The sequence below is a fragment of the Streptomyces sp. NPDC088785 genome (assembly GCF_044750685.1).
Classification (GTDB): Bacteria; Actinomycetota; Actinomycetes; order Streptomycetales; family Streptomycetaceae; genus Streptomyces.
In genome coordinates, this window is record NZ_JBIVKH010000012.1 from 194,719 (window position 1) to 207,128 (window position 12,410).

Annotated in this window: 13 protein-coding genes and 1 riboswitch; of the genes, 6 read left to right on the forward strand and 7 right to left on the reverse strand. The window is 74.3% G+C overall.

Going from position 1 to position 12,410, the window contains the following annotated elements:
• Window positions 1-169: 169 nt before the first annotated feature.
• Both ACIP5K_RS27820 and ACIP5K_RS27825 read right to left on the reverse strand, forming a co-directional pair.
• Window positions 170-742 carry a helix-turn-helix domain-containing protein gene (locus ACIP5K_RS27820; RefSeq protein ID WP_401413814.1) on the reverse strand — a complete coding sequence of 191 codons (573 nt, stop codon included), beginning with the start codon at window positions 740-742 and terminating at the stop codon, window positions 170-172.
• A 124-nt stretch (window positions 743-866) separates the two neighbouring features.
• Window positions 867-1,274: an STAS domain-containing protein gene (locus ACIP5K_RS27825; RefSeq protein WP_401413817.1), complete on the reverse strand. Its 408-nt coding sequence runs from the start codon at window positions 1,272-1,274 to the stop codon at window positions 867-869.
• 160 nt (window positions 1,275-1,434) lie between these two features.
• Between ACIP5K_RS27825 and ACIP5K_RS27830 the strand changes: the two genes are divergently transcribed.
• Window positions 1,435-1,824, forward strand: coding sequence for an ATP-binding protein (locus ACIP5K_RS27830; RefSeq protein ID WP_401413819.1), 390 nt, complete (start codon window positions 1,435-1,437; stop codon window positions 1,822-1,824).
• A gap of 41 nt (window positions 1,825-1,865) precedes the next feature.
• Here ACIP5K_RS27830 and ACIP5K_RS27835 read toward each other — a convergent pair whose 3' ends face one another.
• Together ACIP5K_RS27835 and ACIP5K_RS27840 are read right to left on the reverse strand one after the other, a co-directional pair.
• Complete coding sequence (locus ACIP5K_RS27835) at window positions 1,866-3,068, reverse strand: cytochrome P450 (protein WP_401413821.1); 1,203 nt, start codon at window positions 3,066-3,068, stop codon at window positions 1,866-1,868.
• Window positions 3,069-3,188: 120 nt separating this feature from the next.
• Window positions 3,189-4,040, reverse strand: coding sequence for a patatin-like phospholipase family protein (locus ACIP5K_RS27840; RefSeq protein WP_401413824.1), 852 nt, complete (start codon window positions 4,038-4,040; stop codon window positions 3,189-3,191).
• A gap of 115 nt (window positions 4,041-4,155) precedes the next feature.
• Here ACIP5K_RS27840 and ACIP5K_RS27845 point away from each other — a divergent pair, with 115 nt between their 5' ends.
• The 4 genes from ACIP5K_RS27845 (at window position 4,156) to ACIP5K_RS27860 (ending at window position 6,904) form a co-directional block, all read left to right on the forward strand.
• On the forward strand, window positions 4,156-4,809 hold the full coding sequence (locus ACIP5K_RS27845; protein ID WP_401413825.1) for a TetR/AcrR family transcriptional regulator: 654 nt from the start codon (window positions 4,156-4,158) through the stop codon (window positions 4,807-4,809).
• 70 nt (window positions 4,810-4,879) lie between these two features.
• Window positions 4,880-5,314: a VOC family protein gene (locus ACIP5K_RS27850; RefSeq protein ID WP_401413827.1), complete on the forward strand. Its 435-nt coding sequence runs from the start codon at window positions 4,880-4,882 to the stop codon at window positions 5,312-5,314.
• A 302-nt stretch (window positions 5,315-5,616) separates the two neighbouring features.
• A riboswitch (cobalamin riboswitch) is annotated at window positions 5,617-5,740 on the forward strand.
• Window positions 5,741-5,801: 61 nt separating this feature from the next.
• Window positions 5,802-6,200, forward strand: a complete 399-nt coding sequence (locus ACIP5K_RS27855; RefSeq protein WP_401413829.1) for a (2Fe-2S) ferredoxin domain-containing protein — start codon at window positions 5,802-5,804, stop codon at window positions 6,198-6,200.
• Window positions 6,197-6,904, forward strand: coding sequence for a (2Fe-2S)-binding protein (locus ACIP5K_RS27860; RefSeq protein WP_401413830.1), 708 nt, complete (start codon window positions 6,197-6,199; stop codon window positions 6,902-6,904). The genes ACIP5K_RS27855 and ACIP5K_RS27860 overlap by 4 nt, the downstream gene beginning before the upstream one ends.
• Before the next feature lie 18 nt (window positions 6,905-6,922).
• On the opposite strand, the gene meaB is transcribed toward ACIP5K_RS27860, so the two are convergent.
• From meaB to ACIP5K_RS27875, 3 genes are read right to left on the reverse strand one after another with little or no spacing between them, the layout of a single operon-like run.
• Window positions 6,923-7,912 (reverse strand): methylmalonyl Co-A mutase-associated GTPase MeaB, encoded by a 990-nt coding sequence (gene meaB, locus ACIP5K_RS27865; protein WP_401413831.1) that lies wholly within the window; start codon window positions 7,910-7,912, stop codon window positions 6,923-6,925.
• Between the two features lie 12 nt (window positions 7,913-7,924).
• Complete coding sequence (gene scpA / locus ACIP5K_RS27870) at window positions 7,925-10,120, reverse strand: methylmalonyl-CoA mutase (protein ID WP_401413833.1); 2,196 nt, start codon at window positions 10,118-10,120, stop codon at window positions 7,925-7,927.
• On the reverse strand, window positions 10,117-11,931 hold the full coding sequence (locus ACIP5K_RS27875; protein WP_401413834.1) for a methylmalonyl-CoA mutase family protein: 1,815 nt from the start codon (window positions 11,929-11,931) through the stop codon (window positions 10,117-10,119). Before ACIP5K_RS27875 ends, scpA begins: the two co-directional genes overlap by 4 nt.
• Window positions 11,932-12,088: 157 nt before the next feature.
• On the opposite strand from ACIP5K_RS27875, the gene ACIP5K_RS27880 reads away from it, so the two are divergent.
• Window positions 12,089-12,400, forward strand: a complete 312-nt coding sequence (locus tag ACIP5K_RS27880) for an NIPSNAP family protein (protein WP_401413835.1) — start codon at window positions 12,089-12,091, stop codon at window positions 12,398-12,400.
• The last annotated feature ends 10 nt before the right edge of the window (window positions 12,401-12,410 follow it).

A 12,410-nucleotide genomic window follows, 5' to 3' on the forward strand; every position in this document is an offset into this window, starting at 1 on the left:
ACAGGTGACGGGACCCTGTCCCATCACTCTTCCACCGTACACCTGTGATGGGACAGAGTCCCGTCACGGAGGAGGGCGGCATGGCGCGGTGGGGGAAGGGGGCGGTTGCACGTGAACGGCAGGGTTGTCGGCGCTGCCGTCCTGCGGGTCGGCGCCCCCCCCGCCCGCCCTACGCGTGCGGGATCGGGCCCGTGGCCAGCAGGTGGCCCACCGCGATCCACAGGCCCACGGCCGCGCCCGCGAGGCGGAATCTGCGCAGCCGGGCGCGCGGCACCGGATCGGGCGCCGGGCCCACCGGCAGGCCCGGCGTCGTCGGAGCCGCCCCGCGCAGGACGGGTGACGCGGCGACCGCGCCCGGCGCGACGCGCGGGGCACGGGGCATGGGCGTCGCGACGCGCGGGGCGCGGGGCGTGGACGGCGCGACGCGGGGAGGGCGGGGCACGGGCGGCGTCGCGGCCGGGGGAGTGCGGGTGGCGGAGGGTGCCGGTGCCAGGCCGTGCGCGAGGCCGCTGAGGAACGCCGCGTACGCGGCCCGGCGCGGCCCGCGCGGCGCGGACCGCCCGGACTCCCAGGAGCGGACCGTCGCCGGCGTCACCCCGAACGCCTCGGCCACCTGCGCCGCGCTGAGCCGCCAGGCGCGCCGCAGCCGGGCGCGTTCCGCGGGGGCGGGCAGCGGGGCCCGGCCGTCGCTGCGGCGCGGGTGGGAGGGCATGGGCTGCCGGGTGATGAGTTCGATCGTCATGACGGTATGACAGTGCGACCGTACGACATGTGACGAAGTGTCAGAGAATGCACCCGTACGGCCCAGCGTGCACGGCCCGGCGCCGGTGTCGTCCGCGCAGGAGGGGCCCCGCGGGGCCCCGGCGTCACTGCGGGTCGGACGCGGAGGCCTGGTCGCTGCCGAGCGGACCGAGGAGTTCACGGACGCGGCGCATCCCCTCGGCGCGGCCGTCGGTCATCTCCAGGGCGCCGTCGGCCCCGGTGATCTCCAGGAGCCTGATGATGGCCGTCTGGTACGGGCCGCAGAGCACGAAGGGCCGCTGTACGTCCTGGTGCTCGTTGTAGGCGCGCAGGATCACGTTCAAGGTCGTGCTGTCGGCGAAGGCGAGGCCGGCGAGGTCCAGGAGGGTACCGGTGGTGCCGGTGTCCCGGAGCGCGCCGGACAGCGCCAGGTAGGCCTCGGCCTCGTCCGTGAGGTCGAGGTCGTCACGGAAGGAGACCACGGTCACCCGGTCCTGGCGGGTGACGTCGATTCTCTGTCTGTCGGAAACCATCCGCAGACTTTCCCACAGGTTCCTGGGCGTGTGATCAGCAGATCCCCCTTTCTCCTCCGGGGCGGCCCGAATCGGGGGAGTGTCGGATCGACGGGTGCGGGGAAAGCGAGAATCGTGGCGGCACGAGGTGCGACACGCAAGGGAAAGGACCCACGACATCATGAGCCCGGCTCAAGCACTGGAAACAGAGGAGATCAGTTGTGCGGACGCCCGGGTGGCGGTCCGCGCGGCACTGGCCGACGCGGCGGACGAACTGCCACGGGACCGGTCCCGGCAACTGAGCGAGGACGCGCTGCTCGTGGTCAGCGAACTGGTGACGAACGCCCTGGTGCACGCGGGCGGAGTCACCCGGCTCGAGGTCGAGGTCACGGACGACGTGCTCCGGCTGCGGGTGAGTGACGCCAGCACGACCGCGCCCCAGCGACTCCACACGCGCGCGGGAACCCCCGGCGGATACGGCCTGGTCGTGATCCAGCGGCTCTGCTCGGAGATGGACGTCGAGATCGGCCCCGAAGGAAAGACGATCACCGCCGCGATGCCCCTGCGGTGACCACCCCCCTCCGCACCGCCCGCCACCGCGCGGAGGGCCCCTCACCCGCCGCCTCGCCGTCCGAGGCGCAGAGGAAGATCGGTCAGCCCCCGCAGTAGGGTGCTGCCGCGCCACGTCAGCGTCGCCGGATCCGTGGCGAACGCGACCGTCGGGAAACGCGTCAGGAAGCACCGCAGCGCCACCTCCGCCTCCACCCGGGCCAGGGGCGCACCCAGACAGTGATGCGGGCCGTGCCCGAACGCGAGATGCGCGGGACCGGAGCGCCGCAGGTCGAAACGGTCGGCGTCCGCGTAGTGCCCGGGATCCCGGGAAGCGGCCGCGAGACCGACCAGCACCGCGTCGCCCGCCGCGATCGACGCCCCCGCCAGCTCCAGCGGCTCCGCCGCGAACCGGAAGGCGCTGGAGTGCACCGGCGCGTGGAAGCGCAGCGACTCCTCGACCACGGCGGCCGTCAGCGACGGATCCGCGCGCACCCGCGCCGCCAGGCCGGGCTCGGCGAGGAGGCTGAACAGCGCCGCCGAGATCAGATTGACGGTCGTCTCGTGCCCGGCGACGAGCAGCAGGAAGACCATGCCGAGGAGTTCGTCGGCCGAGAGGACGCCGTCCCGTCCGGCGGCGGCCAGCTCGCTGAGCAGGGTGCCGTCGGGAGCGGCGGTCTTCCGGTCGACCAGCTCGCCGATGAGCCCGGTCAGGTGCGCTCCGGCCGCTGCCGCCGCCTCCTCGGACGTGGGCAGCACCAGCTCGCGCGACCAGGCGTGGAAGGCGTCCCGCGCGTCCTGCGGCACGCCGAGCAGCTCGCAGATCACCGCGACCGGCAGAGGCAGCGCGTACCGCTCGACCGCGTCGACGACACCCTCGTCGGGCAGGTCGCGGAGCAGGCCGTCCGCGAGGGCCTCGATCCGCGGCCGCAGCGAGCGGATCCGCCCGGCCGTGAAGTGCCCGGCGACGAGCTTGCGCAGCCGCGTGTGGTGCGGCGCGTCGCTCTGGAGCATGTTCCGCCCGAGGGCGTGCCCGCCGTCGTCCGTCCAGGTCGCCGAGTGGCGGATGTCGTTGCTCAGCCGGGGATCGGCCAGCGCCCGGCGTGCCGCGTCCCGGCTCACCACGAGCCAGCTCGGACCGCTCCCGGGGACGACCACCCGATGGACCGGTCCGCGCGCCCGTAGCGCCGCGTACTCCGGGAAGGGGGCGTGCGCGGGATCGTGGCCGGGAGCGGCCGCGTCGTCCCGTGGAGATGTCGATGGCATGGAGTCGTCCCTCGCTTCGTTCGCGTGCGGTGTGTCGCGGTGGTGGTAGTGGTGCGGTGGTGGTCCGGTGGTGTCGCGGTGGTGGCGCCGGCCGTCGCCGGGAGGCGTCCGGGGGAGGGCTCAGGCGGGCAGGAGGTCGTCGATCGCGCCGAACGCGGCCAGCGCCCGCGCCTGCGCGCGGCCGGCACGCGCGGCGCCGGGCCTGCGGTGGTCCGCGGTCATGTTCCGCCCCATGGCGCGGCGCGCCGCCGCGTCGGGCGTGACGAGCGTGACGTGGCTCCCCTCCGCCGTCAGCGCGGCGGCCTGGCGCCCGGCGTGCGGGTGCGGCCCGACGGCGGAGGGGAGGGGGACCACGGCCAGGACGCGCCGGTGGCCGCGGGCCAGCTCCAGCGGAGCCGTCGACCGGCTGCCGCCGTCCATCCACCGCCGGCCCGACAGCGTGATCGGTGGCCACACCAGGGGAACGGCGCAACTGGCGGCGACCGCTTCGACGACCGTCGCGCCCGTGTGCCGGTCGAAGGCGCCGGTGGCGCCCGTCGCGGCGTCCACGGCCGCGAGCCGCAGCGGACGGTCGGGCCAGTCCCGCACGCCGTCCAGCAGCGTGCGCACCGTGTCGAGCACCACGTGCTCCGGGACGGTCCGGGCGGCGAGCGCGGCCCGGCCGAGGCGGCGCGCGGAGCGGTCGGGGTCCCGCGACCCGAGGGCCGCCCGGAGGAACCGGAGCGTCTGGACGACCGTGACCCCCAGGTCGACGCGGTCCGCGCCGGCCAGCTGACGCTCGTACAGCTCCTGCGGGGACTGCCCCGACAGCAGCCGGGCGGCGAAGACGGCCCCGGCCGACGCGCCCGCCGTCAGGTCGGCGTCGGCCGGATCGCACCCGGACTCCGCGAGACCGGCCAGGACGCCGACCAGCCACGCCCCGCCGACCGGCCCGCCACCGCCCAGGACGAGTGCCCTGCCCGCATCCCCCATGACCCGCTCCTCACCCCGCGCCAAACGGGGAGTGCTCCCCGTTTTGATGGACGATAGCATCTCCACCGGGGACCACTCCCCGGATGTCCCGGGGAGACGCGTGAAGGAGGACCACATGGCCGGCGCCGCATCCGGCACGACGGCACACCGGCGACGCGACGCGCGACGCAACCGGGAGCTGATCGTCGAGGCCGCGCGCGAGCTGTTCCGGGAGCAGGGCCTCGCGGCCCCCCTCGACGTCGTCGCCCGCCGGGCCAACGTGGGCAACGCGACCCTGTACCGGCACTTCCCGGCCCGCGCCGACCTCGTCGACGCCGTCTTCCGCGATCAGTTGGGCGGCACGATGACCGCCGGCGAGGAAGCGCGCGCGGCCGCCGACGCGTGGGCCGGCCTGACCGGCTACCTGGAGGTCGTGTTCACGGTGCTCGCCACGGACCGGGGCACGAACGACCTGATGACCACGAGCCTGGAGGGCGTCACGGCGCTGGACGCCGTCCACGCGCACAACCACCGGACCGTGGACGAACTCCTGCGGCGCGGACAGGCGCAGGGCTCCGTCCGCGCCGATGTCGTCGTGGAGGACGTGCTGTTCGGCCTCGCCGCGCTGGGGCGGGCCGTCCCCGCGCTCACCGCCGCGGCCGCGCCCGACGCCTGGCGCCGTCCCCTCGCCCTCCTCCTGGCCGGGCTGCGTCCCGCCGCCGCGCAACCTCCGCTCCCGGCCGCCGCCCTGACGCCCGGACAGCTCAGGGCGACCCTCGCCGGACTGTGACACCGGCCGCGCGCCGGGCCTTCCGGAAATAGGGAGGTGGGCGGGCGGACGACGTTGGTATGGTGCGCCGATGTCAACGATCAAGCAGTTCCAAGTGACCTTCGACTGCGCGGAACCCGAGCGTGTCGCCCGGTTCTGGTGCGAGGTGCTGGGGTACGTCATGCCCACGCCGCCGGAGGAGTTCGGCACCTGGGACGAGTACCGGGCCGCGCAGCCGCCCGAGGAGCGCGACACGTGGTCCGCCTGCGTCGACCCCTCGGGCGCGGGCCCGCGCCTGTACTTCCAGCGCGTTCCCGAGGGCCGTGTCGTCAAGAACCGCGTGCACCTCGACGTACGCACCGCCACCGGTCTCAAGGGCGCCGAACGCCTCGCCGTCCTGGAGGCCGAGTGCGCCCGCCTCGTCGCCCTCGGCGCGACCCACGTGACCACCCTGTACGCCGACGAGGAGAACGAGTCCTGCATCCCGATGCAGGACATCGAGGGCAACGAGTTCTGCATCGACTGACCCCACGCGAACCGACTGACCCCACGCAAGAGGACCGGGAGGCCCGCGGGCCCGCCGGTGCGGGCCTCCGGTCCTCCGCGTCCACGACGCTCCGGTCACCTGGACCCGCGACCGTCCGGCCGTGTCGTTCGCCGCGACCCGCGACCCGCGACCCGCGACCCGCGACCCGCGACCCGCGACCCGGTACCCGCGACCGCACGGCCGCGTCGGCCGTCGCCGGAGCCCGGCACCGGCCCCCGACGCCCCGTGGACAGCGGCGCGCCGAATGGCATGATGGCCCCTGACATGGGCGACAGCCGCCCGAGGAAACCGGTGCGATTCCGGTGCGGTACCGCCACTGTGATCGGCGAGCGGATCCCGACGAGCCACTGCCCCGCGCGGGGTGGGAAGGCCGGGACGAGCGCGGACCCGAGAGCCAGGAGACTCACGCTGTCGCCTCCTCGAAGCACCCCGGGGCGGACCTCCCCGGCGAGAGGAAGGACACGGCATGCCCGAGCGGCCCGCCGACGGCACCGACACGACCACGGCGACGGGAGCCCGGGCCGTCCCGTGCCGGGTGGTGGTCTGCCGCGACTGCTGCTGCGGCACCGTCAAGGTCGACGGCGACCACGCGGCCCAGACCGCGCGGCTGCGCCAGATCGCCCCGGTGCGGATCAGTGAGTGCCTGGACGTCTGCGAACAGGCCAACGTCATCGTCGTCCAGCCCTCGACGGCCGGCCGGGCGGCAGGTGCCCGCCCGGTCTGGCTCGGCCTGGTCAACGACCCCGACGCCACCGAGGACATAGCGGACTGGGTACGGGCCGGCGGCCCCGGTGTCGCCGCCCGCCCCGACATCCTCGACCTCTACCTCATCAAGCCGCCGCGCCGCGCCCCGGCCGGCTCGTGAACGCCACCGCGCACCCGGCGGGCGAGGCCCGGCCGGAACAGGTCGCCGAGGCGCTGCGCGACCTGGCGCGGCTCGGCGGGTTCTTCGCCCTCGACACGGCCGCGCCCGGCACACCCCGGCAGGGGGCGCCCGCCGACGGCCGCGGACTGCGCGAAGGGTTCGCCGCCCGGGCCCGGGCCGTCAACGACCGTTTCGGGACGGCCGAGCCCCGCGTCGGCGTCTCCGTCGCCCACCTGGGACTCGCCGCACGGCTGTGGTCGCCGGTCCTCGCCTGCGTGCTCGTGCACGGGATCCTGCCCGCGATGGACGCCGCGGAATGGGCGGGGGACGGCACGGCCGTACGCCTGAACGGCGCGCGGGGACGGCTCACGGCACGGCTGCCGGCGCCGGCCGACGCCGTCCACGCGGAGGTGGACGGCGCGCTGCGGAACGTCGAGGACGGCCTCACCGTGAAGATCGCGCCGGGCCTGCTGGCCGGCAACTCCGCGTCCGCGCTGGTCGGTTCGGCGGCCCAGCTCCAGCGGACGCTGCCCGCCCTGCGCGCCCCGCTCGGCCGGCTGACCCGCGACCTGCTGCGGACCGGCCGACTGCGCGGTACCGGCCGGATCACCGGCCCCGGGCCGGCGTTCCGCCGCAACAGCTGCTGCCTCCTCTACCGCGCCCCCGGCGGCGGCACGTGCGGAGACTGCTGCCTGACCGGGTGACCCGGCGACCGGGACGCGTCAGTGCGCGTCCCGCTGCCCGAACGTGTCGAGGATCCGCTCGGCGGCCAGCGTCGCCGTGAGCTCGCCGTCCCGGACCTGACGCTCCAGACCGGGCGTGACCGCGCGCACCGCCGGATCGGCGTGCAGCCGCCCGAGCAGCTCGTCGCGCACCATCGTCCAGGTCCAGTCGACCTGTTGCGTACGCCGCCGCTCCGCCAGCCGGCCCGTCGAGTCGAGGAGCGAGCGGTGCCGCTCGACGCGCTCCCACACCTCGTCGAGCCCGGTCCGCTCCCGGGCGCTGCACCACAGCACCGGAGGCGTCCAGAACGCGTCCTTGCCGTGCATCAGCCGCAGCGCGCCCGACAGTTCGCGCGCCGCCGACCGCGCGTCCCGCTCGTGCGGCCCGTCGGCCTTGTTCACCGCGATGACGTCGGCCAGCTCCAGCACACCCTTCTTGATGCCCTGCAACTGGTCACCGGTCCGCGCCAGCGACAGCAGCAGGAACGTGTCGACCATATTCGCCACGGCCGTCTCCGACTGGCCGACGCCGACCGTCTCCACCAGCACGACGTCGTACCCGGCGGCCTCCATGACGACGATCGACTCGCGGGTCGCCTTCGCGACACCGCCGAGCGTCCCGGCCGTGGGGGAGGGGCGCACGAAGGCGTCCGGATCGACCGCGAGCCGCTCCATCCGCGTCTTGTCGCCGAGGATGGAGCCGCCCGTGCGGCTGGACGACGGATCGACCGCGAGCACCGCCACCCGGTGGCCGCGCCCGGTCAGCAGGGAGCCGAACGCGTCGATGAACGTCGACTTCCCCACCCCCGGCACCCCGCTGACGCCGATCCGACGGGCCCGGCCGCTGTACGGCAGCAGCTCCGTCAGCAACTCCTGCGCCAGGCGGCGGTGCCCGGGACGCGTGGACTCCACCAGGGTGATCGCCCGCGCCACCACGGCCCGCTTCCCGGCGAGGACGCCCTTGACGTACGTATCGAGATCGATGGCCACCCCGTCACCGGCTCACTGGTCGTCGTGCCCGAGGTCCGCCGCGAGGCGCGCCACCAGGTCGTGGGCGGCGTCCGGGATCACGGTGCCGGGCGGGAACACGGCGGCGGCCCCCATCTCCACGAGCGTGGGCACGTCCTGCGGCGGGATCACCCCGCCCACCACGATCATGATGTCCTCGCGTCCCTCGTCGGCGAGCGCCTCGCGCAGCGCCGGTACGAGGGTGAGGTGCCCGGCCGCCAGCGACGACACCCCGACGATGTGCACGTCCGCCTCGACGGCCTGCCGCGCCACCTCGCCCGGCGTCTGGAACAGCGGGCCGACGTCGACGTCGAAGCCCAGGTCGGCGAAGGCCGTCGCGATCACCTTCTGGCCGCGGTCGTGCCCGTCCTGGCCCATCTTGGCGACGAGGATGCGCGGCCTGCGCCCCTCGGCCTCGGCGAACGCCTCGACGCGGCCGCGGGTCCGCTCCACGTTCGCCGACTCCCCTGCTTCGTTGCGGTACACACCGGAGATCGTACGGATCTGTCCCGCGTGCCGGCCGTAGACCTTCTCCAGCGCGTCCGAGATCTCGCCGACCGTGGCCATCGCCCGCGCCGCGCGCACCGCGAGCTCCAGCAAATTCCCGTCACCGCCCGCCGCCCGGGTCAGCGCGTCGAGCGCGTTCCGGCAGGCCGTCTCGTCCCGCTCCGCGCGCAGCCGGCGCAGCTTGGCGATCTGCTGGGCGCGCACCGAGGAATTGTCGACCTTGAGGACCTCGATCTCCTCGTCCGCGTCGACCCGGTACTTGTTGACGCCGATGACGGGCTGCCGGCCGGAGTCGATCCGCGCCTGGGTGCGGGCGGCGGCCTCCTCCACGCGCAGCTTCGGGATGCCCGCGTCGATGGCCTGCGCCATGCCGCCCGCCTGCTCGACCTCCTGGATGTGCTGCCACGCCCGGCGCGCCAGGTCGTGGGTCAGCTTCTCCACGTACGCGCTGCCGCCCCACGGGTCGATCACCCGCGTCGTGCCCGATTCCTGCTGGATGAGCAGCTGGGTGTTGCGGGCGATCCGCGCCGAGAAGTCGGTGGGCAGCGCGAGCGCCTCGTCGAGCGCGTTCGTGTGCAGCGACTGGGTGTGTCCCTGCGTCGCCGCCATCGCCTCCACGCACGTACGTGTGACGTTGTTGAACACGTCCTGCGCCGTCAGCGACCAGCCCGACGTCTGCGAATGGGTGCGCAGGGAAAGGGACTTGGCGTTCTGCGGATCGAACTGCTTCACCAGCTTCGCCCACAGCAGGCGGGCCGCGCGCAGCTTGGCGACCTCCATGAAGAAGTTCATGCCGATCGCCCAGAAGAAGCTCAGGCGCGGCGCGAACGCGTCGACGTCGAGTCCCGCCTCGCGGCCCGCCCGGAGGTACTCCACGCCGTCCGCGAGGGTGTACGCGAGCTCCAGGTCGGCCGTCGCACCCGCCTCCTGGATGTGGTACCCGGAGATGGAGATCGAGTTGTAGCGGGGCATCCGCTGCGAGGTGTACGCGAAGATGTCGGAGATGATCCGCATCGACGGCTTCGGCGGATAGATGTAGGTGTTGCGGACCATGAACTCCTTGAGGATGTCGTTCTGGATGGTCCCGGCCAGCTTCTCCGGCGGCACCCCCTGTTCCTCGGCCGCCACGATGTACAGGGCGAGCACGGGCAGGACGGCGCCGTTCATCGTCATCGACACGGTCATCCTGTCCAGCGGGATGCCGTCGAAGAGCTGCCGCATGTCGTAGATCGAGTCGATGGCGACGCCCGCCATGCCGACGTCGCCGGTCACGCGGGGGTGGTCGCTGTCGTAGCCGCGGTGCGTGGGCAGGTCGAAGGCGACGGAGAGGCCCTTCTGGCCGGCGGCGAGATTGCGCCGGTAGAAGGCGTTGGACTCCTCGGCCGTGGAGAAACCCGCGTACTGGCGGATGGTCCACGGCTGGTTCACGTACATCGTCGGGTACGGACCGCGCAGGTACGGCGCGACCCCCGGGTACGTCCCCAGGAAGTCCAGGCCCTCCAGGTCCTCACCGGTGTACAGCGGCTTGACGGAGATGCCCTCGGGCGTCTCCCACAGCGGATCGGCGCCGTCGCCCGCGCGCTTGAGGGCGCTGCGCCACTCCTGCGCGGTGGTCCCCGGCGCGGCGCCGTCGAGACCGAGCGCGGAGAAGTCGGGGACACCGGACGTGCCAGGGGCGGTCATCGGGACACTCCCATGCGGTCGAGCGTGGCGCTGAGCACTTCGACGGCGTCGCAGCCGGCGAAGACGAAGCTGTCGGGGCCGCAGGCGGTGCCCGGTCGGCCCGCGAGGAACACGTGCCGGGCGCCCGCCGCGCGCAGGGACCGCGCGGCGTCCTCGGCCTGTTCGGCGTAGACCGCGTCGCTGGAGCACAGGCACGCCTCCCGCGCCCCGCTCTCCTCGAAGGATCCGTCGCCGACCGGTTCGATGCCGCCCGCCTGGAACAGGTTGGCGGCGAAGGTCGTCCGCGCGGTGTGCGCCGCGGCGGGGCCCAGCGCCGCCAGATAGATCCTCGGCCGCTGCCCGGTGGCGGCGAGATGCGCGTCCGAGCGGGCCCGCAGCGCCTCGAACGCCTCGTCACGGCGCACCCGCGGCAGCCCGCCGGACGGCTGCGGCGCCGCCGCCGCACGCACCACCGGCTTCTCGGCGAGATGCGGGAACTCGCTGACACCGGTGACCGGTTCGCGCCGCTCGGCGAGCCGCCGCGACCGCACCGCCCACGTCGCGGCGAGCCGGTCGGCGACCAGACCGGAGCGCAGTGCGGCCCGCTGACCGCCCTCCCGCTCGATGGTCTGGAAGAACTCCCAGGCGGCGTGCGCGAGTTCGTCCGTCAGCCGCTCCACGTACCAGGAGCCGCCCGCCGGGTCGATGACCCGCGCCAGATGCGACTCCTCGATCAGGATGGTGGAGGTGTTGCGGGCGATGCGGCGCGCGAACGCGTCCGGCACCCCGAGCGCGTCGTCGAACGGCAGCACGGTCACGGCGTCGGCGCCGCCGACCCCGGCCGCCAGCGTCGCGACCGTCGAGCGCAGCATGTTCACCCACGGGTCGCGGCGCGTCATCATCACCGGCGACGTCACCGCGTGCTGCACCTGCGCCCCGCTCCTCGGGGCGCCGCAGGCCTCGGCCACGCGCGCCCAGAGCCTGCGCGCGGAGCGGAACTTGGCGATGGTGAGGAACTGGTCGGCGGTCGCGGCGTACCGGAACTCGACCTGGGCGAGGGCCTGCCGGACGTCCAGGCCCGCCTCCGTGAGCCCGCGCAGATAGGCGACGCCCGTGGCGAGCGACGCGCCCAGCTCCTGCGCGGCCGAGCCGCCGGCCTCGTGGTAGGGGAGCGCGTCCACGGTCAGCGCGCGCAGCCCCGGGTACCGCTGGGCGCAGAGCTTCGCGAGGTCGGCGGGGGGCCCGGTGTCGTACGCCTGTCCCGTACGGGCTTCGAGGCCCAGAGGGTCGGCGCCGAGGTTGCCGCGCGCCGCGTCGGCGGCGACGCCCCGGTCCTCGTACACGCCGAGCAGGGTGCGCGCGGCGTCCTCGGTGTCGGCGCCGGCGTCGAGCACGACGGGGGCCAGGTCGAGGTAGACGCCGTCGAGCGCGGCGGGCAGCGCCGACACGGGGAAGCCCCCGGCGTCGCCGACCGTCAGCCACAGCGACGTCACGCCGTTCTCCAGGTCGGCGAGGAGGGCGGCGGACTCGGGCAGCACATGGCGCTGCCGCACGTCCCAGCCGCCGGCCGTGTTCCCCTCGGGGCGCCCGCCGCGCACGAACGGCGGGAAGCCGGGCAGGCCGGCCGGGGGAGCGGTGTCGTCCGCGGTGTAGAGCGGGCGCGCGCGCAGCCCGTCCTCGAGCGTGGTGGACAGGGCGTCCTCCGCCTCGCCGGCCGAGACTTCCCTGCCCGACTTGCGCAGGACACCGGCGACAAGCTGCTGCCACTGATCATGCGTCGCGTCAGGGAATTCGGCTGCCAGGGAGAGCCCGTCGTCAGGCAGGACCGTCATGTTCGGATGCTAAGGCAGCGCGCAGAAGAGCAGCAGGCGACACACATGTGACCTTGTTCTCCTTGTCTTGCGCGCGTCGATCGCCTAGTGACCGGGAAAGGGCGGAGCGCCGGGAGGAATCCCGGCGGCCGGCCCGCCCGCCCCTTAGCCTGTCGCGATGATTACCTGTGTGGTGGAGTACGTGATCGACGCGGCGCAGACCGAGGCGTTCGAACGGTTCGGGCGGCGCTGGATGGAGCTGGTCGACCGGCACGGCGGTACGCACCACGGCTACTTCCTGCCGTCGGAGGGCGCCAGCGACAAGGCGCTCGCCCTGTTCAGCTTCCCCAGCCTCGCCGCGTACGAGGAGTACCGCTCGCTGTTCGGCCACGATCCGGAGTTCATCGCGGCGGACCGGATCAGGGACGAGAGCGGCTGCGTCCTCCGCTACGAGCGCACGTTCATGCGGCCGGTGCTGCCGACGTCCTAGACGCCGCCCC